The organism is Azospirillum sp. VT-I1, from assembly GCF_055698305.1.
The window spans coordinates 2,059,167-2,077,231 of sequence record NZ_CP168800.1 but is presented as its reverse complement, the minus strand read 5'-3'; the positions used below and the strand labels follow the sequence as shown (position 1 = coordinate 2,077,231).

General features: G+C 68.1%; 16 protein-coding genes, 2 tRNA genes and 1 pseudogene. 6 read left to right on the top strand and 13 right to left on the bottom strand.

The annotated features are described in order from the left end of the window. Positions 1 to 88: 88 nt before the first annotated feature. Both AB8P05_RS10040 and AB8P05_RS10035 read right to left on the bottom strand, forming a co-directional pair. Positions 89 to 535 carry an RNA-binding S4 domain-containing protein gene (locus AB8P05_RS10040; RefSeq protein ID WP_472757825.1) on the bottom strand — a complete coding sequence of 149 codons (447 nt, stop codon included), beginning with the start codon at positions 533 to 535 and terminating at the stop codon, positions 89 to 91. A 169-nt stretch (positions 536 to 704) separates the two neighbouring features. Next, positions 705 to 3,245 carry a helicase-related protein gene (locus AB8P05_RS10035; protein WP_472757824.1) on the bottom strand — a complete coding sequence of 847 codons (2,541 nt, stop codon included), beginning with the start codon at positions 3,243 to 3,245 and terminating at the stop codon, positions 705 to 707. A 241-nt stretch (positions 3,246 to 3,486) separates the two neighbouring features. Here AB8P05_RS10035 and AB8P05_RS10030 point away from each other — a divergent pair, with 241 nt between their 5' ends. Further along, positions 3,487 to 3,897 carry a PBECR3 domain-containing polyvalent protein gene (locus AB8P05_RS10030; RefSeq protein ID WP_472757823.1) on the top strand — a complete coding sequence of 137 codons (411 nt, stop codon included), beginning with the start codon at positions 3,487 to 3,489 and terminating at the stop codon, positions 3,895 to 3,897. Positions 3,898 to 4,207: 310 nt separating this feature from the next. Here AB8P05_RS10030 and AB8P05_RS10025 read toward each other — a convergent pair whose 3' ends face one another. Next, the gene (locus AB8P05_RS10025) at positions 4,208 to 4,843 is read right to left on the bottom strand and encodes a Spy/CpxP family protein refolding chaperone (protein ID WP_472757822.1); all 636 of its coding nucleotides are present in this window, start codon (positions 4,841 to 4,843) and stop codon (positions 4,208 to 4,210) included. A 267-nt stretch (positions 4,844 to 5,110) separates the two neighbouring features. Here AB8P05_RS10025 and AB8P05_RS10020 point away from each other — a divergent pair, with 267 nt between their 5' ends. From AB8P05_RS10020 to AB8P05_RS10010, 3 genes are read left to right on the top strand one after another with little or no spacing between them, the layout of a single operon-like run. Continuing rightward, entirely contained in the window at positions 5,111 to 5,854 is a 744-nt protein-coding gene (locus AB8P05_RS10020) for a response regulator (RefSeq protein ID WP_472757821.1), read from the top strand. Then, the gene (locus AB8P05_RS10015) at positions 5,851 to 6,243 is read left to right on the top strand and encodes a hypothetical protein (RefSeq protein ID WP_472757820.1); all 393 of its coding nucleotides are present in this window, start codon (positions 5,851 to 5,853) and stop codon (positions 6,241 to 6,243) included. Before AB8P05_RS10020 ends, AB8P05_RS10015 begins: the two co-directional genes overlap by 4 nt. After that, positions 6,177 to 7,337, top strand: a complete 1,161-nt coding sequence (locus AB8P05_RS10010) for an ATP-binding protein (RefSeq protein WP_472757819.1) — start codon at positions 6,177 to 6,179, stop codon at positions 7,335 to 7,337. Before AB8P05_RS10015 ends, AB8P05_RS10010 begins: the two co-directional genes overlap by 67 nt. A gap of 11 nt (positions 7,338 to 7,348) precedes the next feature. Here AB8P05_RS10010 and AB8P05_RS10005 read toward each other — a convergent pair whose 3' ends face one another. The 9 genes and pseudogenes from AB8P05_RS10005 to AB8P05_RS09965 form a co-directional block, all read right to left on the bottom strand. Continuing rightward, positions 7,349 to 8,275, bottom strand: coding sequence for a GGDEF domain-containing protein (locus AB8P05_RS10005; RefSeq protein WP_472757818.1), 927 nt, complete (start codon positions 8,273 to 8,275; stop codon positions 7,349 to 7,351). 112 nt (positions 8,276 to 8,387) lie between these two features. Continuing rightward, positions 8,388 to 9,923, bottom strand: a complete 1,536-nt coding sequence (gene dnaA, locus AB8P05_RS10000) for a chromosomal replication initiator protein DnaA (RefSeq protein ID WP_472757817.1) — start codon at positions 9,921 to 9,923, stop codon at positions 8,388 to 8,390. A gap of 610 nt (positions 9,924 to 10,533) precedes the next feature. Further along, positions 10,534 to 10,794 carry a 30S ribosomal protein S20 gene (gene rpsT, locus AB8P05_RS09995; protein ID WP_085087297.1) on the bottom strand — a complete coding sequence of 87 codons (261 nt, stop codon included), beginning with the start codon at positions 10,792 to 10,794 and terminating at the stop codon, positions 10,534 to 10,536. A gap of 195 nt (positions 10,795 to 10,989) precedes the next feature. Beyond that, complete coding sequence (locus tag AB8P05_RS09990) at positions 10,990 to 11,766, bottom strand: enoyl-CoA hydratase (RefSeq protein ID WP_472757816.1); 777 nt, start codon at positions 11,764 to 11,766, stop codon at positions 10,990 to 10,992. A gap of 105 nt (positions 11,767 to 11,871) precedes the next feature. Continuing rightward, on the bottom strand, positions 11,872 to 12,300 hold the full coding sequence (locus AB8P05_RS09985) for a hypothetical protein (RefSeq protein WP_455173027.1): 429 nt from the start codon (positions 12,298 to 12,300) through the stop codon (positions 11,872 to 11,874). A gap of 12 nt (positions 12,301 to 12,312) precedes the next feature. Next, positions 12,313 to 13,154 (bottom strand): annotated as a pseudogene (gene mutM, locus AB8P05_RS09980) (bifunctional DNA-formamidopyrimidine glycosylase/DNA-(apurinic or apyrimidinic site) lyase). 255 nt (positions 13,155 to 13,409) lie between these two features. Beyond that, positions 13,410 to 14,360, bottom strand: coding sequence for a prolyl aminopeptidase (gene pip, locus AB8P05_RS09975; protein ID WP_472757815.1), 951 nt, complete (start codon positions 14,358 to 14,360; stop codon positions 13,410 to 13,412). 128 nt (positions 14,361 to 14,488) lie between these two features. Beyond that, a tRNA-Arg gene (locus tag AB8P05_RS09970) sits at positions 14,489 to 14,565 on the bottom strand. Positions 14,566 to 14,752: 187 nt separating this feature from the next. Continuing rightward, positions 14,753 to 14,829 (bottom strand) — tRNA-Arg (locus AB8P05_RS09965). Positions 14,830 to 15,260: 431 nt separating this feature from the next. Here AB8P05_RS09965 and gpt point away from each other — a divergent pair. Together gpt and AB8P05_RS09955 are read left to right on the top strand one after the other, a co-directional pair. Next, positions 15,261 to 15,755, top strand: a complete 495-nt coding sequence (gene gpt / locus AB8P05_RS09960) for a xanthine phosphoribosyltransferase (RefSeq protein WP_014249303.1) — start codon at positions 15,261 to 15,263, stop codon at positions 15,753 to 15,755. A gap of 158 nt (positions 15,756 to 15,913) precedes the next feature. Then, positions 15,914 to 17,566 (top strand): hypothetical protein, encoded by a 1,653-nt coding sequence (locus AB8P05_RS09955; RefSeq protein WP_472757814.1) that lies wholly within the window; start codon positions 15,914 to 15,916, stop codon positions 17,564 to 17,566. 104 nt (positions 17,567 to 17,670) lie between these two features. On the opposite strand, the gene trxA is transcribed toward AB8P05_RS09955, so the two are convergent. After that, entirely contained in the window at positions 17,671 to 17,994 is a 324-nt protein-coding gene (trxA, locus tag AB8P05_RS09950) for a thioredoxin TrxA (protein WP_149227805.1), read from the bottom strand. Positions 17,995 to 18,065: the final 71 nt, after the last annotated feature.

The window sequence follows — 18,065 nt, the reverse complement described above, 5'->3', positions numbered from 1 at the left end:
CGGTTATCCAGCCTTCCCAGATGGGGGTGGTGGTGCCCCCGTTTAAGAGGCGGTCTTACTTTTTTCCAGCAACAATCGGCACTGCCGCTCAGTCGGTTTCATTCTGCAGTGCAGCATCCATCAGGGGATCGCCCTTCAGCGCGTCGATGGCCCGCCGGTCGCGCTTGGTCGGCCGCCCGGCGCCGGGCTGCTGCGCCGGCGCGCGGTAGGGATCCTGCAGCCGCTCCTCCGGCACCGGCGGGGCGAGATCCTCGTACAGCGCCTGCGCCTCCGGCGCCGGGCCGCGGCGGCTGCCGAGCGCCACCACCTTGATGACGCGGATGTGGCGCCCCTGGGCGAAGGTCAGCACGTCGCCCGGCTTCACCGACGCGTGCGCCTTGGTCACCACCGTCCCCGACAGCCGCACCCCGTCGTTGCACAGCTTGGCGGCAAGGCTGCGCGTCTTGAAGAAGCGCGCGTACCAAAGCCACTTGTCGATCCGCAGCCGGCCGGGGGTGGAGTCTTCGGTGTCGGTGTTGCCGGCGGTGTTGCTCATGGGCGTTTCCGTCATTGGGTTCAGGTTGTTCAGTTCGCTGCGCTAGACCCCCACCTAGCCTCCCCGCTGGGCGGGGAGGGACTGCCGCCACTCTCCCCCAAAGCACTGGTCCCCTCCCCGCACAGCGGGGGAGGGTTAGGGTGGGGGTCTAAGCTTCCCACCAGAATACTCACATCCCCGACAGCTGCCGCAGCTTGGCGAACGGGTGGTCCTCGTTCGTCGGCCGTTCCCGCCGCTGCCTGTTTCCCTGGCGTTGCCCCTGCGGCCGCTTCCGCTTCCAGGTCACCGCCCCGTCCTCGCTTTCCACGCGCACATAGCCGAGCCCGGTCAGCACCGTCCCCAGCTCCTCCGCCGACAAGCCGACGCGCTGGCCGAGCGCCACCTCGCGGATCGGCGCGTTCGCCTTGGACGCGGTCAGCAGCTCCGTCTCCAGCCGGTCGAGCATGTCGACGCGCAACGCCCGGCCGCCGGCCAGCGGGTAGCCGATGGCTTCCCAGAAGGCGGGCGGCGCGCCGCCCTCCTTGACCGGCGGCGCCTCCACCGACACGCGGCCGGGCGGCGGGATCGGCACCGGCAGGGGATGGCCCTGCGAGACCGCCCACAGCAGCCCGCGCAAGGTGACCGCCGCCGGCTTGGCCAGCGCCGTCAGGTAGAGGTGCGACACGCCCAGCCGGACACCCAGCTTGCCCAGCGCCTTGCGGTCCTCGCGCTCCAGCTGCTCCACCATGGCGGCGACGGGGGCGCGGGGCAGCACGCCCAGCCCCTCCGCCAGCTGGAAGGCCAGTCCGCGGCCGGGGCCGGACAGCCCTTCGACGGCGGACAGCGCGAAGAGCGGCTTCAGCCGGGCGGCGATGTGGTCCTTCAGCCAGCGGTCCAGCCGCGCCCGCACCCGCTCGCGCTGGGCCTGGTCCAGCATGCCCTCGTCGAAGGGAACCACCAGCGGCGCCAGCACCGACGGCCCGGCGGCCAGCCGCGCCACCGGCAGGCTGTCGGCGGTCAGCACCCCATCAGGACCTAGGGCGAAGGCGTCGTCCGGCTCCGCCTCGAAGGCGCGCAGCCGCTTGGCCAGTTCGTCGCGCAGCGCCCGGCGGGCGGCGGTCAGCAGCGACTTCGCCTCGTCGGACCGGTCGGGCGCGTCGGGCACGAAGCGGAAGCCCTCCAACCGGCCGACGACATGCCCCTCCACCACCACCTCGCCGTCGGCGCGCACGCCGCCCAGCAGCGACCGTCCGTCCTTCAGCGTCCGCGCCAGCGTGGCGGAGCGGCGGTCGATGAAGCGCTGGGTCAGCCGTTCATGCAGGGCGTCGGACAGCCGGTCCTCGATGGCGCGGGTGCGCTCCTGCCAGTGCAGCGGGTCCTTCAGCCAGGTCGGCCGGTTGGAGATGTAGGTCCAGGTGCGGATATGGGCGATGCGGGCGACCAGCGCGTCGATGTCGCCTTCCGTCCGGTCGAGCCGGGCGATCTGTTTCGCCACCCAATCGTCGTCCAGCCGGCGCAGCGGTCCGCGCAGGCTGCGGAAGACCTGGGCCAGCAGCTTGGTGTGGGCATCCGACAGCACCTTGCGGAAGTCGGGGACCTGACAGACCTCCCACAGCAGCTTCACGGCGTCCCGGCCGCGCGCGAGGTCCATGATGTCGGGATCGCGCACCAGCGCCTGCAGGGCCAGATGGTCGTCGGCCTCGCGCACGCGGGACAGTTCCGGGATCGGCGCCCGTTCCTCCAGCGATTTCAGCAGGAAGCCCGGCGTGTCGAAGCGCAGCGCGCTGTTGCGCCAGGACAGCGCCTTGACCGTTTCGAACTCGTGGTTCTCGACGCGGGTGACGAGGTCGGCGTCCAGTTCCCCCACCTCGTCGGTGGTGCCGAAGGTGCCGTCGCGCATGTGGCGGCCGGCGCGGCCGGCGATCTGCGCCACCTCGGCGGGGCGCAGGCGACGCGGGGCGAAGCCGTCGAACTTGACGATGCGGGCGAAGGCGACATGGTCGACGTCCATGTTCAGCCCCATGCCGATGGCGTCGGTCGCCACCAGATAGTCCACCTCCCCCGCCTGATAGAGCCCGACCTGCGCGTTGCGGGTGCGCGGGCTGAGCGCCCCCAGCACCACGGCGGTGCCGCCGCGCTGGCGCCGGATCATCTCGGCGATGGCATAGACGTCGGTGGCGGAGAAGGCGACGACGGCCGAGCGCGGCGGCAGCCGCGTCAGCTTCTTGTAGCCGGCATAGGTCAGCTGCGAGAAGCGCGGCCGGCTGACGAACTCCGCCTTCGGCACCAGCCTGCGGATCATCGGCTGCATCGAGTCGGAGCCCAGGAACATCGTCTCGACCATGCCGCGGGCGTTCAGCAGCCGGTCGGTGAAGATGTGGCCGCGCTCGGGATCGGCGCAGAGCTGGATTTCGTCCACCGCCAGGAAATCGACGGCGCGGTCCAGCGGCATCGATTCGACGGTGCAGACCCAATAGGACGGGTTGGGGGGCAGGATCTTCTCCTCCCCCGTGACCAGCGCGACCGCGTTCTTTCCCTTGATCGAGACGATGCGGTCGTAATTCTCCCGCGCCAGCAGGCGCAGGGGAAAGCCGATCATTCCGGACCGGTGACCGAGCATGCGCTCGATCGCCAGATAGGTCTTGCCGGTGTTGGTCGGCCCCAGCACGGCGACCACACGGCCCCCCCGCCCGAGACCGCCGCCCGCCGAAGCGTGAGAGGCCGAAGCCATAGAGGAGATCATGGGGTTAAGCTTTGGGGTGCGGACGCCCGCAATGCAAGCGGCGGCTTGGCCGGGTTGCCGTTTGGGGGCATCGGCACCGCACATCCGGGCAGGAGCTTGCGGATCGCGCGTGTATAACGGCCAGCCGGAGCAGCGGAACCTGCCGCTTCACAGGGCGACCAAGCCGGATTGCCGATCAACTCACGCGAACGTATGATGGCTATGGAGAAGATCGAACGGGCGTGACCAATTGGCGGAAAAAGACCGCAGGTTGTTTTCTGCGAAGCTGCTCTGCCAATTGCCGGTCGATCCGATCAATCGCGCGCTGGGGACCGAGCTGGAGGTGGGCTTTGCATGGCTCAGTTCCATTGCGCACCGGCATATCGCAACCGACCACAGCGGCGACTACGACATCTGCATCGCCAATCTGGAACTCGTGATAAGCAGGCCGATGTATGTGCGGCAAAGCGACCGGCACGCCCGGACCTTCGAACTGATCCGCCGGATCGAGGTGGATGGAAGGCCGCTGATGCTGGTGGCGGTTTCCTTGGAGCGGAACGAGCAAGGAAACTACAATGTGCGATCTTCCTACCTGATCAAGGAAAAGGACCTTGAGAAGAAGAGACGATCCGGCAGCCTGAAGCTGATCATCTGGAGCTGACCAAAGAAAAGCCCCCTGCTGGAGGGGGCTGTGCCTTAGCCGGACGCTATCCCGGATCTCTTGACCTCCCCACCGGCCCCGCATAAGCGAGCCCGACGTGAAGGCTAATAACCTGTTTCCAGGCGTGTGAGGCAGCTTGTTCTCACCTCTAAGGCCTTCGGGAATTCTGGTCGTTCACAGGCTGAAAGTCAACGGGCCGCCGGAGTCGGTCCAAACGACGAGGGCCGCCGAACGGGAATTCGGCGGCCCTCAGTCTCACGGCGGCTGCGTTGGGGGGCTTGGGGTTGCCGCCGGGAGCCTGTCTGTTACGTCAGCCCTTGGGCTGCTCCTGCGGTGCCGGCGCCGGACCCTTGCCCGGGCCGTTTCCCGGACCCATCCCACCAGGCCCCATCCCACCGGGCCCCATGCCGTGATGGCGCGGGCCGTCATGGTCGCCCCAGCCGCCATGGTGGCCGCCCATGTGCTTGCCCATATGGCCGCCCATGCCGCCAGGCCCCTGGTTCAGCATGCGGTCGGCCTGCTTCTGCTGGTCGGGCGTCAGCTGGGCGTAGAGGTCGGTCAGGGCCGGGCGAACGGTCTGGACCTGCTGCAGGTGGGCCTGCATCATCTGCTCGGCGCGCTCAAGGCGCTGCGGCAGGGCCGCCGGGCGCGGGGCGTCCTTGAACTTCACGCACAGGTCCTGCGTCGGCTTCAGGCTGGCGCGGGCGGCGTCGGCGAACTTGGTCCAGGCGGCGCGCTGCTGCTCGGTGATGTTCAGCTTCTTCTCCGCATAGGCCAGCTTGCCGGCGAGACGGGCCTCCTGGTCCTCGCACATGCGGGCGAAGTGACGGTCGGGACCGCCGGCCGGGCCGGGACCGCCGGGCTGCGGACCACCTTGGGCGAAGACCGGAACGGCCACGCCGAGACCGGCGACCAGCAGGGCGGACGTCAGAAGGGCGCGTTTCATGGTGACGACTCCTCAGTGTTTGGCCCGTGGATCACGATGCGGATCACGGTGCTGTCTAAACCCCGGATGAAGGGGGCTTATTCCGTTGGGACGTTGGCGGCTGCGTCGCCGCCGTTGTCCCGATGACCAGACAATGGGCGCCGAACGTTGCGGTCGAATGTCCGCAAACCGGTCATTTGGTAACAGAGTGTAACCGCCGGCCCTCCCGTAACCGGGCGTTACACATTTCCCCTTCACGCCCGCGGCACCTCGCCCGATCATGGGGCCATGGACCGCACGCCCCACCTCCTCGTCGTCGACGACGACCGCGAAATCCGCTCCCTCGTCGCCCAGTTCCTGACCAAGCACGGCTTCCGGGTCACCGGCGTGCGGGACGGGGCGGAGATGATGCGCACGCTCGACGGCGCACGCGTCGACCTGATCGTGCTGGACCTGATGCTGCCGGGGGAGGACGGGCTGTCGCTGTGCCGCCGGCTGCGCGCGGCGCCGCAGACGGCGCAGACCCCCGTCATCATGCTGACCGCCATGGGGGAGGAGACCGACCGCATCGTCGGGCTGGAGATGGGCGCCGACGATTACCTGGCGAAGCCCTTCAGCCCGCGCGAGCTGCTGGCCCGCATCAAGGCGGTGCTGCGCCGCGTCTCCGCCCCGCCGGTGGCGGGCGCCCCGGCGTCGGCCGGCACGGTGCTGCGCTTCGAGGGCTGGTCGCTCGACCTCACCAAGCGGGAGCTGCGCTCGCCCGACGGGGTGCTGGTCCAGCTGTCGGCCGGCGAATACGACCTGCTGGTCGCCTTCGCCGAGCATCCGCAGCGGGTGCTGACCCGCGACCAGCTGCTGGATCTGGCGCGCGGCCGCTCGGCCGTGCCCTTCGACCGCTCCATCGACGTGCAGGTCAGCCGGCTGCGCCGCAAGATCGAACCCGACCCGGCCGAACCGGCCCTGATCAAGACGGTGCGCGGCGGCGGCTATCTGTTCACCCCGTCGGTGACCAGCGGCGGCGTGGCGCCATGACGGCCCGGCCGGACGACATCGCCGGCAAGCCCGAGACGTCGCGGCGCCCGTCGGTCCGCCGCAGCGCCTTCCGCCGCCTGGGCCTCCGCTTTCCCGACAGCCTCGCCGCGCGCATCGCGCTGACGGTGGTGTTGGCGCTGCTGCTGACCCAGGCGATCAGCGCGCTGGTCTATCTGACCGACCGCAGCGAGGGGCCGCCGATCCACGGGCCCAACGTGCTGGTCCAGCGCATCACCGCCATCGTCCAGCTGGTGGAAAGCACGCCGCCGCCGGGCCGCGGGCGGGTGGTGCGCGCCATCGACGATCCGGTCCTGCGGGTGGAATGGCGCCCCGACCGCCCGCCGCCGCTGCCGGGGAGTCCTATTCCGGCGGCCGGTTCGACGGGCTGAAGCGCCGGCTGCGCGAGTCGCTGGACAGCCCCGACCGCAACATCCTGGTGGAGGTCCAGCGCCCGCCACGCGATGACGACCACCATCACCCGCCCTTCGCGGGGGCCGAGGAGAACCGGCGCTGGGGGCCGCATGTCCGGCTGTCGGTGCGGCTCGACGACGGGTCCTGGCTGAGCTTCACCGGCGGCGACCCGCTGGCCGGCCCCTTCGGCATCGTCCGCTTCCTGCTGTGGATGGGGGCGGTGGTGGCGGTCATCCTGCTGGTCTCGCTGCTGGCCGCCCGCCGGGTGACGGCGCCGCTCGCCGGCTTCGCCGCCGCCGCCGAACGGCTGAGCGTCGACGGCGAGGCCCAGCCCCTGCCCGAGGAAGGCCCGCGCGAGCTGCGCGCCGCCACCCGCGCCTTCAACCGCATGCAGGCGCGGCTGGCCCGCTTCGTCGCCGACCGCACCCAGATGCTGGCGGCGATCAGCCACGACCTGCGCACGCCGATCACCCGCCTGCGCCTGCGCGCCGAGCTGGTCGACGATCCGGAGATGCAGCGGCGGATGCTGGCCGACCTGGACGAGATGGAGGCGATGATCTCCGCCACGCTGGCCTTCGCCCGCGACGACGCCCAGCGCGAGCCGCGCGTCCGCTTCGACCTTGCCGACCTGCTGCAGAGCCTGTGCGACGACCGCGTCGATGCCGGCCACCGCGCCGCCTATGACGGCCCCGCCCATGTGGTGGCGGAAGGCCGGCCGGTGGCCCTGCGCCGGGCCTTCGCCAACCTGATGGACAACGCGATCAAGTATGGCGGCGGCTTCACCGTCGGTCTGGAGACCGGCGCGGACGGATCGGGCGCCGGCCGACAGGCGCGCATCCACATCGACGACGACGGTCCCGGCATCCCGGAGGCGGAGTTCGAGAAGGTCTTCGCCCCCTTCTACCGGCTGGAGCGCTCCCGCTCACGCGATACCGGCGGCGTCGGGCTGGGCCTGTCCACCGCCCGCAGCATCATCCGCGGCCATGGCGGCGACGTGACCCTGTCCAACCGGGAGCGAAGCGGGGACGGGAGCGGAGGAGGATTGCGGGCAACCGTGACCCTGCCGCTGTGAAGCCGGCCGCCTCACATCACATAGAAGCGCGCGTTTACCGTCACCCCGTCCGCCCCGTGCAGGACGGTGCGGTTGCGGCCGCTGCGCTTGGCGAAATAGAGCGCCTCGTCGGCCTGGATCATCAGGTCGCCGACCGAGCCGGTGTCCTGCACCAGGCTCATGCCGATGCTGACGGTGAAGGCGAAGCTGCTGCCGGTGCCGGTCTCCACCCGGATCTCGGCGGTGGAGCGGCGGATCGCCTCCACCTGCGCCAGCGCCGCCTCCAGGTCGCCGGCAGGCAGGCACAGGCAGAACTCCTCCCCGCCCAGCCGGCCGAGGAAGCCGCCGTCCGGCACCTGGGCGGCGCAATGGTCGGCGAACCGCTTCAGCGCGAGGTCGCCGTTGCTGTGGCCGTGGGTGTCGTTGATCGCCTTGAAATGGTCGATGTCGAACATGGCAACCGCCATCGCGGAGCCGGTCTCCTTCGCGGCGCGGTAGGCCTGCTCCAGCCGTTCCATGAAATGGCGGCGGTTCGCCACCCCGGTCAGGTAGTCGGTGTTCAGCATCTCCACCATCACCCGGTGCATGCGGGTGATGCGTTCGCCGGCCCGCACGCGGGCGCGCAGCATCGGCAGGTCGATGGGCTTGGCCAGGAACTCGTCGGCGCCGGACTCGAAGGCCTCGACCCGCCGGGCAGTCTCGCTGTCGCCGGTCATCAGGATGGTGAAGGTGCGGTGCTGGTCGTCCGCCGCCCGGATATGCCAGCACAGCTCCAGCCCCGTCATCACCGGCATTTCCAGGTCGGTGACGACGATGTGGATGTCGTGGCTGCGGTAGAGCGCCAGCGCCTGCCCGCCATCCTTGGCAAGGAGAACCCGGTAACCGCTGCTTTCCAGCTCTTCCCGGATCAGTTCACGAAAGAAATTGGAATCGTCGGCGACAAGAATAGTCGTTTCCACCGCAACACCCATGCCGTCCGCGAAGAGTCCGTGTGCACGGACCGTAGCAGATTCCACGCCGCGATGGGATAGCGGCATGGTAAAACAGCGAGACTGCAGATTCGAACGATCGTCAGCTTTCGAGCATGCGCCGCAGCAGTTCCACATCCTCGGCGAAGGACGGGTCGGTGGCGCGCAGTTCGTCCACCTTCTTGACCGCATGCATGACCGTGGTGTGGTCGCGGCCGCCAAACTTGCGGCCGATCTCCGGCAGGGAGCGGGCGGTCAGCTGCTTGGCCAGATACATGGCGATCTGGCGCGGGCGGGCCACCGCGCGGGCACGGCGGGCGGAATGCATGTCGGCGACGCGGATGTTGTAGTGCTCCGCCACCCGCTTCTGGATCTCGTCGATGGTGACGCGGCGGTCGTTGGCGCGCAGCAGGTCGTGCAGCACCTCCTGCGTCGTCTCCAGCGAGATGGAACGGCCGACCAGCTCGGCATGGGCGACGATGCGGTTCAGCGCCCCTTCCAGCTCGCGCACGTTGGACGTGATCTTGTGGGCCAGGAATTCCAGCACCTTCAGCGGGATGCTGGCCTGGAGCGCGTCGGCCTTGGCCTGGAGGATGCCCAGCCGCAGTTCGTAGGTGGTCGGGTGGATGTCGGCGACCAACCCCCAGCCCAGGCGGGAGCGCAGACGCTCCTCCATGCCTTCCAGGTCGGACGGGCTCTTGTCGGCGGAGATGATGACCTGCCGGTTCTGGTCGACCAGCGCGTTGAAGGTGTGGAAGAACTCCTCCTGCGTGGAATCCTTGCCGCTGATGAACTGAACGTCGTCGATCATCAGCACGTCGACCGAGCGGAACTGCTGCTTGAAGGCCATCGTGTCCTTGAAGCGCAGTGCCCGGATGAACTGGTACATGAACTTCTCGGCCGACAGGTACAGCACCTTGCGGTTCGGGTCGTTCTTGCGGATCTGCCAAGCCAGCGCGTGCATCAGGTGGGTCTTGCCCAGCCCCACCCCGCCATAGAGGAACAGCGGGTTGAAGGTCACGGTGGTGGCGTCGGCGACGCGGCGGGCGGCGGCATGGGCCAGCTCGTTCGGCTTGCCGACGACGAAATTCTCGAAGGTGAAGCGTGGGTCGAGCGCTGCCGACAGGTCCGACCGGTCCTCCAGGATCGCCGGGACGGCGTTCGGCGACTCGTCCGACGCCCCGCCGTAGGAGGCGGAGGTGTAGACGGTCGAGGGCATCGGATCGGCGGAGAAGCCGGCATCGGACGGGCGCGGGGGCGGAGGGGCCGGACGGGGCGCCGGGCGCGACTCGGCGGTACGGGACTCGGCAACGCGCGGCGCCGGAGCGGCGCGGTCGTCGTCGATGTCGTCATTGTCGGCGACCAGCGCCGCCGGCGGGTTGGTGGAGGCGACGATGACGTCGATCGACTGGACTTCCGGATTCTCGCCGGACCAGAGGGCGCGGATACGGTCGGCGTAATGGGTCAGCACCCAGTCGCGCATGAAGCGCGTGGGCACGACGATGCACACCTCGCCGCCGACAAGGCTGGCGACGGACAGCGGCTGAAGCCAGCTCCGGTAGGCGATCTCGCCCACCTCTTCCTTCAGGCGTCCGCGAATGCGCGCCCACTGCTGATCCAACGACACGCCGACCGACATGCTCCCTTACTCCCGCTCCTTCCCCCGGCCAGCCCCCACCGCCGAGGCGGCGCGGGTTCGACCCCGCGACCGGAACCGCCGCGCACCGGGGCCGGCAAACCGAATGGTATGCCGACGGACCGGTGCCCTGGCCGCCCGTGTGGTCCCGCCCGGAAGTATCCGGACAAGTTCGACCCCGAACGGAACATTATACCCAAAACGCACACGCATGAGTCGACGGGATTGTAAATCCCGCCCCAAGCGTGACAGCTTGTAAGTAAAAGAAGATCGTGCGATCGACCGGGACTCAACAAGCCCTGATCCGGCGTAAGACCTTCAGTATTTCACTGCTGTGTTCGGCCGGACACAGAGTGTTGCATCACCCCATTTTGCCCCGCCGAATGGAGCAAAAGTCTAACCATACCAACAAAATCTGGCAATGGGACAGATGGCGAACGGCCCAAAAAGATAAAAACTGCCGCTCTGACCACAAGGCCGATCCCGAATCTCATAAGCACGCCTAACAACAATCTAAGACAATTGTCGAGTACCCATACATTTACTTTAAACGCAAAAAGCCGCGCCCCGAATCACGGGCGCGGCTTTTTGAAACCAGCGGATGAAAGCTCTATCAGAGAGCCTTGATCGCAGCCGACAGACGCGACAGCTTGCGCGACACGGTGTTCTTGTGCAGCACGCCCTTGGACACGCCGCGCATCAGCTCCGGCTGAGCGGACTTGAACGCCTCGGCGGCGGCGGACTTGTCGCCGCTCTGGATCGCGCCCTCGACCTTCTTCACGAAGGAACGGATGCGGCTGATGCGGGCACGGTTGACTTCCGTGCGACGCTCGGTCTGACGAATGCGCTTTTCAGCGGACTTATGATTGGCCATGGAAACCCTACTCCGAACGACACGGCTGTCGTGATGCGAGCGCGCCTTATACGCGGCAGCGCACCCCGAGTCAAGGCGTGGACGCCCGTTGATTTTGACTAATCGTACTCAGACGACATCTTGATGGGATCTGGTCCGTCCCCCGCAAGATGCAGGGGACGACCCAGGTGGCAGAGTCAACGCAGGTGCAGCGACTCAGCGGTTCTTCCAGCCGGGCTGGCGCTTCTCGGCGAAGGCGGCCATGCCTTCCTTCTGGTCTTCGGTGGCGAAGGTCGAATGGAACAGGCGGCGCTCGAAGCGGATGCCCTCGGCCAGGGTCGATTCATAGGCGACGTTGACCGCCTCTTTCGCCATGGCGATGACCGGCTGCGACAGCGAGGCGATCTTGGTGGCGACCTTCACCGCCTCCTCCACCAGCTCGGCCGCCGGGACGACGCGGGAGACGAGGCCGCAGCGCTCGGCCTCGGCGGCGTCGATCATGCGGCCGGTCAGGACCATCTCCATCGCCTTGGACTTGCCGACGAAGCGGGTCAGGCGCTGGGTGCCGCCGGCGCCCGGGATGGTGCCGATGGTGACTTCCGGCTGGCCGAACTTGGCGGTGTCGGCGGCCAGGATGAAGTCGGCCATCATCGCCAACTCGCAGCCGCCGCCCAGCGCGAAGCCGGCGACCGCGGCGATGGTCGGCTTGCGGCACTTGGCCAGCCGCTCCCACTTCGCGGTGATGAAGTTGGAATTGTAGACATCCATATAGGAGAAGCCGGCCATCTCCTTGATGTCGGCGCCGGCGGCGAAGGCACGCTCCGACCCGGTGACGACGATGGCGCCGATGGCGGCGTCGGCCTCGAAATCGTCGAGCGCCTGACCCAGCTCGGTCACCAACTGGTCGCACAGCGCATTGAGCGCCTTCGGCCGGTTGAGCGTGATCAGGCCGACCGGGCCGCGGGTCTCGACGAGGATGGTTTCATACGACATGGCTGCAGCACTCTCCCGATGGGGCGAGCCCGGTTGCTTCCGGGACTCGTGGTTGTTGAGGGGGTTCAGCTTCAGGCTGCGCGAGTATGGCGGGTGTTCCCGCGATCAGCGCGGCGTCAAAGTGAAGCGGACGGCGGTCGCCGCCTTGGACTTGGCCTGTTGCGGGAATTCCAGCCGCAGCTCCTCGCCCTCGCGGACGAAGAGGCGGTCGCCGGCCCGGCGCCAGCCCAGCTGCGGCAGGGTCTGGTCGTAAAAGGCCAGCACCGCCTGGCGCGGCACCTCCCCCGACAGCACGGCCTGGACGATCCGCCCGCCCGGCTTGTCGAAGACCAGCGGTTCCGATTCGGCGGTCGCCAGACCGGGCATCACCGGAACGTCGGCGGTGCCGGGGACGAATGGTCCGGAATCGGCGATCAGCTGGGCGGCGAATGCCGGAGGAATGGGAATGAGGAAGCTCCCCAGGCCCGCGACCGCGGGGCCGGCAAGGAGGAAAGCGGCGGACGCCGCCCGGAGCATGGCCGGTAGAGCCGTCATGCCCCAGCTATATCACCGTTGGCGCGCCGCACAAAAGAAAGTCGAGCGGCCTGACTGTACAATCCGCTGAACGCCCCCGTCCGCGCAGGATCGCAGTCGCAATCGGGGCAGCCCTCCCCCTCCCGGTCGTAGACGGCGAACTGGTGCTGGAAATAGCCAAGCTCCCCCGACGCCTGCCGGTAGTCGCGCAGCGACGAGCCGCCGGCGGCGATGGCACGCTCCAGCACCTCGCGCACCGCGGCGGCGAGGCGGTCGACCTCCTCCGCCGTCAGGCTGGCGGCGGTCCGGGTCGGCAGGATGCCGGACTGGAACAGCGCCTCCGACACATAGATGTTGCCGAGGCCGGCGACGACGCTCTGGTCGAGCAGGGCCGCCTTGATCGGGGTGATCTTCCCGGCCAGCCGGCGGGCAAGCTCGGGACCGGAGAACTCGTTGCCCAGCGGCTCCGGTCCCAGGTTGCGCAGCATCGGGTGGTCGCCCAGCGCATCCGCCACCGTCAGGTCCATCAGTCCGAAGCGGCGGGCGTCGTTGAAGGTGACGACGGTGCCGGCGTCGGTCTCGAACACCACATGGTCGTGCTTGTCGAAGGCTTCGGGGCGTTCCGGCGCGATGATCATGCGGCCGGACATGCCGAGATGGGCGATCAGCACGCCGCCGTCGTCCAGATGCATCAGGATGTATTTGGCCCGCCGCCGCACCGACTCGACCCGTCGGCCGGTCAGCCGCTCGCAGAAGCGCGGCGGAAAGGGGGTGCGCAGGTTCGGCCGCCGCTGTTCCACACGGACCAGCCGCCGGCCTTCGAGATGCGGGGCAAGGCCCCGGCACACCGTCTCGACTTCGGGAAGTTCAGGCATCGGCAGAGTGTGGGGTGGGTGGGGGACGGGTGCAAGGGTGGTTGTCGCGAACGGGGAACGCGGGAGCGGCGGGCAAGATGAACACGGATGTCACGGATTGAAGCACGGATTTCACGGATGTGGCGCTCCGAAGCGGTCGCTGTCGGCACAGTCCGGAGCCCCGCCAAGCACAGAAAAATCCGTGTAATCCGTGTCTAAATCTGTGACATCCGTGTCAGTCTTGTCCCCCTGCTCAGCGACTCCCCGAAGCGCCGGTTACCGATACTCCTTGAAACGCTCCGTCGCCTGGATCAGGGCGGCACGGATGCCGGGTTCCATGGCGGAATGGCCGGCGTCGGGGACGATGCGGTAGTCGGCCTCAGGCCAGGCCCGGTGCAGTGCGTCGGCGGAGATCACCGGGCAGACGATGTCGTAGCGGCCCTGGACGATCACCCCCGGCAGATGGCGGATGCGGTGGACGTCGCGCAGCAGCTTGTCCTCCGGCGTGAAGCGGTTGGAGCGGAAGTAATGCGCCTCGATCCGCGCCAGACCGAGGGCGTGGCGGTCCTCGCCGCTGGCGGCGATCAGGTCGGGCGACGGCAGCAGGGACGAACAGCTGCCCTCATAGACGCTCCACACCCGCGCCGCGGCCATGCGCACCATCGGGTCGGGCGAGTCGAGCCGCTTCCAGTAGGCCTCCAGCAGGTCGCCGCGCTCGTCCTCCGGGATGTGGGCGGCGAAGGCGGCCCAGGCTTCGGGGAACAGCACGCGCATGGAATAGAGGAACCAGTCGATCTCGCTCTTCCGCATCAGGAAGATGCCGCGCAGGATCAGGCCCAGGCAGCGCTCCGGATGGGTCTGCGCATAGGCGAGCGCCAGCGTCGAACCCCAGGAGCCGCCGAACAGGTGCCAGCGCTCGATGCCCAGATGCCGGCGCAGGGTCTCGATGTCCTCGACCAGCCGTTCGGTGGTGTTCTCCCGCGTTTCGCCGAGCGGCGTGGAGCGGCCGGCGCCGCGCTGGTCCATCACGACGATGCGGTAATGGGCGGGATCGAAGAAGCGGCGGTGGGTGGGCGAGGCGCCTGCCCCCGGCCCGCCATGCAGGAACATCACCGGCACGCCGCGCGGGTTGCCCGCCTGTTCCCAATAGACCGTATGGATCCCGTCGACGGCGAGCGTGCCGGTCTGGAACGGGTCGATGGGCGGATAGAAGTCGCTGCGGGGCATGGCCATGCATCCAGTGGTGCGGGCCACAAGTGTAGAGGAGCCACCGGGGCTTGCGCCAGAGCGACGAATTCCTGAAACGACAAAGGCCGCCCGGAGGCGGCCTTGCATGTCGATGCTTTCTTGGAGGATGGCGCGCCCGAAGAGATTCGAACTCCTGACCCTCAGATTCGTAGTCTGATGCTCTATCCAGCTGAGCTACGGGCGCCTTGTCCACCAAACGTCTCGCCGTCGAAGTATCCCCCCGGCGTCGAGGCGCGCAACCTACTCAAATCCGTCATCGAAGGCAAGCGCTTTTCGCGAAGAAAAACACGAGGCTCGCTGTGCGGATTCCGACGGCATCCCAGACGACAAAGGCCACCGCGGAGGTGGCCTGTTCTGTCGAACGGGAAGGATGGCGCGCCCGAAGAGATTCGAACTCCTGACCCTCAGATTCGTAGTCTGATGCTCTATCCAGCTGAGCTACGGGCGCATTATCCACCGTCTGTCCCGGCGTCGGCGGCAGGCCGTCGGCGTCGAGGCGCGCAACATACTCAAACACCCCCTGCCCCGCAAGCGCTTTTTTCACGAAATTTGAGCGGCCCTGCCGCGGATGGGAAAGTCACCAAATCGGGAGACAAGGCTGCCACGGATTTCACGGATTCGGACACGGATTACACGGATTTTTTTGAGCTTGACGACGCCCCCCGATTTTCGCGAAGGCCGCAGCTTCCGAATGCCACATCCGTGAAATCCGTGCTTCAATCCGTGAAATCCGTGGAGATCTTGCCTGCCACTCCCGAACCTCCCGCCTTGGAAAGGAGAGTTCGGATGCATCACCCGCTCCATACGAATCGCCCCCGATTGCCGGACGGCGGCGGCTGGGTTATACAGTCCCCTTGCTGTTTTTGGAGAGTCAGTACCGTGGCCGAAGCCCCCTTCAACAAGCATTTCCCGGTGTCCTGGGAAGAGCTGCACCGCAATGCCAAGGCGCTGGCCTGGCGCCTGATCGACCGTGGCCCGTGGAAGGGCATCATCGCGATCACGCGCGGCGGCATGGTTCCTGCGGCGATCATCGCGCGCGAGCTTGAGATCCGCATGATCGACACCGTCTGCGTCTCCAGCTACGACCACCAGCAGCAGCGCAACGCGACGGTGCTGAAGGGTGTCGAGGGCGCCAATGCCGGCGACGGCGAGGGCTGGCTGATCATCGACGACCTGGTCGACACCGGCAAGACGGCGGAAGTCGTGCGCAAGATGCTGCCGAAGGCGCATTTCGCCACCGTCTACGCCAAGCCGGCCGGCCGGCCGCTGGTCGACACCTTCATCACCGAAGTCAGCCAGGACACCTGGATCCACTTCCCCTGGGACATCGAGCTGCAGTTCTCGCAGCCGATCGCCAAGCTGCGGCAGAGCTGACGGCCGTTCACCGGCGCGGCCGCCCGCCATATGCGGGGGCCGCGCCGGTGCGCCTGATCCGGTTCATTACATAAAAATTTACCGTTTGCGTCCTAAATGGCGCGCGGCGGAGCCTTTGCGCCCGCCGACGCCTTACAACATCGCGTGGCGGCCCGCGCATGACCGACGACATGACAGGCGATACACGCCCGGACGATCTGCACCAGGAAGAGCTGCGGCAGAAGATCGACGCGCTGGTCGCGCGGCTGCCGGCAAGCCTCGTCTACAGCCTGCTGAGCGAGATCGAGGGCATGGACAGCGAGCCGACCGACCGGGTCCAGCTGGTCCGCCAATATGTCATCGAGTATCTGAACCGCCAGCGCACCAACCGCGCCCGGCGCCTGTTCACCAACCTGTTCGAAGCCTTCCTGATCGACGACGACGTGCTGTACCACGCCGGCCTGTCGATCCCCGGCATGCTGCAGCGGGTCGACGTCGGCGCCCTGTGGGAGGCGCTGAGCCGTGACGCCTTCCCGCTGCTGGCGGTGGAGGCGCAGGAGACGCTGGACGAGATGGCGCGCGGCGACGTGATCGACCGCGTCCTGCGCTCCCCCGTCGCCATGGTGATGAAGGAGCGGATGCGCGTCGCCTCGGTGAAGCATCTGGACGCCGTGCTGGCGAACAAGAAGGCCACGGACGAGCTGCTGGCCGGCCTGTCGCGCAACCGGCCGCGCCGCACCCGCCTGATGTCGGGGTTCCTGGAAAAGACGCCGGCCATCGACATCGGCACGCTGCGGCTGATGCATCTGGTGCTGGCGAACGCCGAAGGGCCGGTGAAGCCGGTCGCCGACCGGCTGGAGGATTTCCCGGCCTCCTGCAGCGGCGAGGCGGAGGCGAACCGGCTGGCCGACCTGCTGCTGGACGCGACGGAGCAGCTGCGCGACCGCTGCGGCGACGATCTGGCGAACCTGCTGCCGCTTTCGGTCCTGACGGTGAAGCGCAACTATCCGGTCGCGGCGCTGCATATCCGGCAGAGCGGCGTCGATCCCGGCCGTGGCGACGCCATGACGGCGGCGCTGACCGGCCATTTCGTCGGCGTCACCCGCGCGCTGACCGCGGCGCTGACCGTCGTCCTCAAGCTGAACGACCGGGTTCCCGGCTCCGCCATCCGGCCCAGCGCCAAGGAGAAGGCGCGGCTGGAGGCGCTGGTGCAGCGGCTCGACCAGCTGGTCCATGCCGCCACCTCCGCCGGGCTGATGGAGGACCGGCGCAGCGAGCCGGCCTTCCGCAACGCCTGGACCCAGGCGGCCAAGATCATCGGGTCGCGCGTGGCCGCGGTGGCGATGGAACGCTCCGCCCAGGCCGCCGCCGCCCGGCGCCAGCCGGTGATCGACCATGCCGACGTCGTCTGGCTCGACCGGCTGCTGTGGCGCTGGCAGGCGATGTCGCGCGATTTCGGGTTCGAGACCTACGATCTGGTGAAGTGGCGCGAGAACCTGCTGGAGGAGCTGCGCGCCAATGTCGAGAAGGCGATGAAGTTCGAGGATGCCGACCCGCTGGACGAGCGGATGGAGCATCTGCTGCGCATCAACGCCATCGCCGGCGTGTTCGGCCAGCGCGTCAGCGCCTGGATCCCCACCTTCAGCCACAACATGACCCGCCTGCTGTCGCACCGGCTGGAGCGCGGCGGCGCGCTTGGCGCCGACGAGCAGGCGATCATCGACGACCTCGTCGCCACGGCGCGCACGGAAGTGGGCAAGTCGCGCTATTGGAAGAGCAACGAGCTGATGGACCTGATCGAACTGTCGGAGCGGACGCGGACGGTGGGGTGAAACGTCGCCGCTCCTTGCGGAGCCAGCTCCCCCACCCCCAACGAAAAAGCCCCGCCGCGGCGACCGCGGGCGGGGCTTTTCCTTACCTGAATCTATCGGACCGCTTACAGCGCCGAGTCGACCCACTGGAACAGCGCACCCTTGGGCAGGGCGCCGATCTTGGTGGCGGCGACGCTGCCGTCCTTGAACAGCATCAGCGTCGGGATGCCACGCACGCCGTACTTGCCCGGGGTGCCCGGGTTCTCGTCGATGTTCAGCTTGGCGACGGTGACCTTGCCCTCATAGTCGCGGGCCAGCTCGTCGAGCGCCGGGGCGATCATCTTGCAGGGGCCGCACCATTCCGCCCAGAAATCGACCAGGACCGGGCCGGTGGCCTTCAGGACGTCCTGCTCGAAGCTGTCGTCGGTAACCTTGATGGTGGTGCTCATGTGACCTCTAGCCTGGATTCGGAAGCGCCGCGGACCGGTTGTGGAAGGCCGGCGGCCATCGCCCCGTCAGT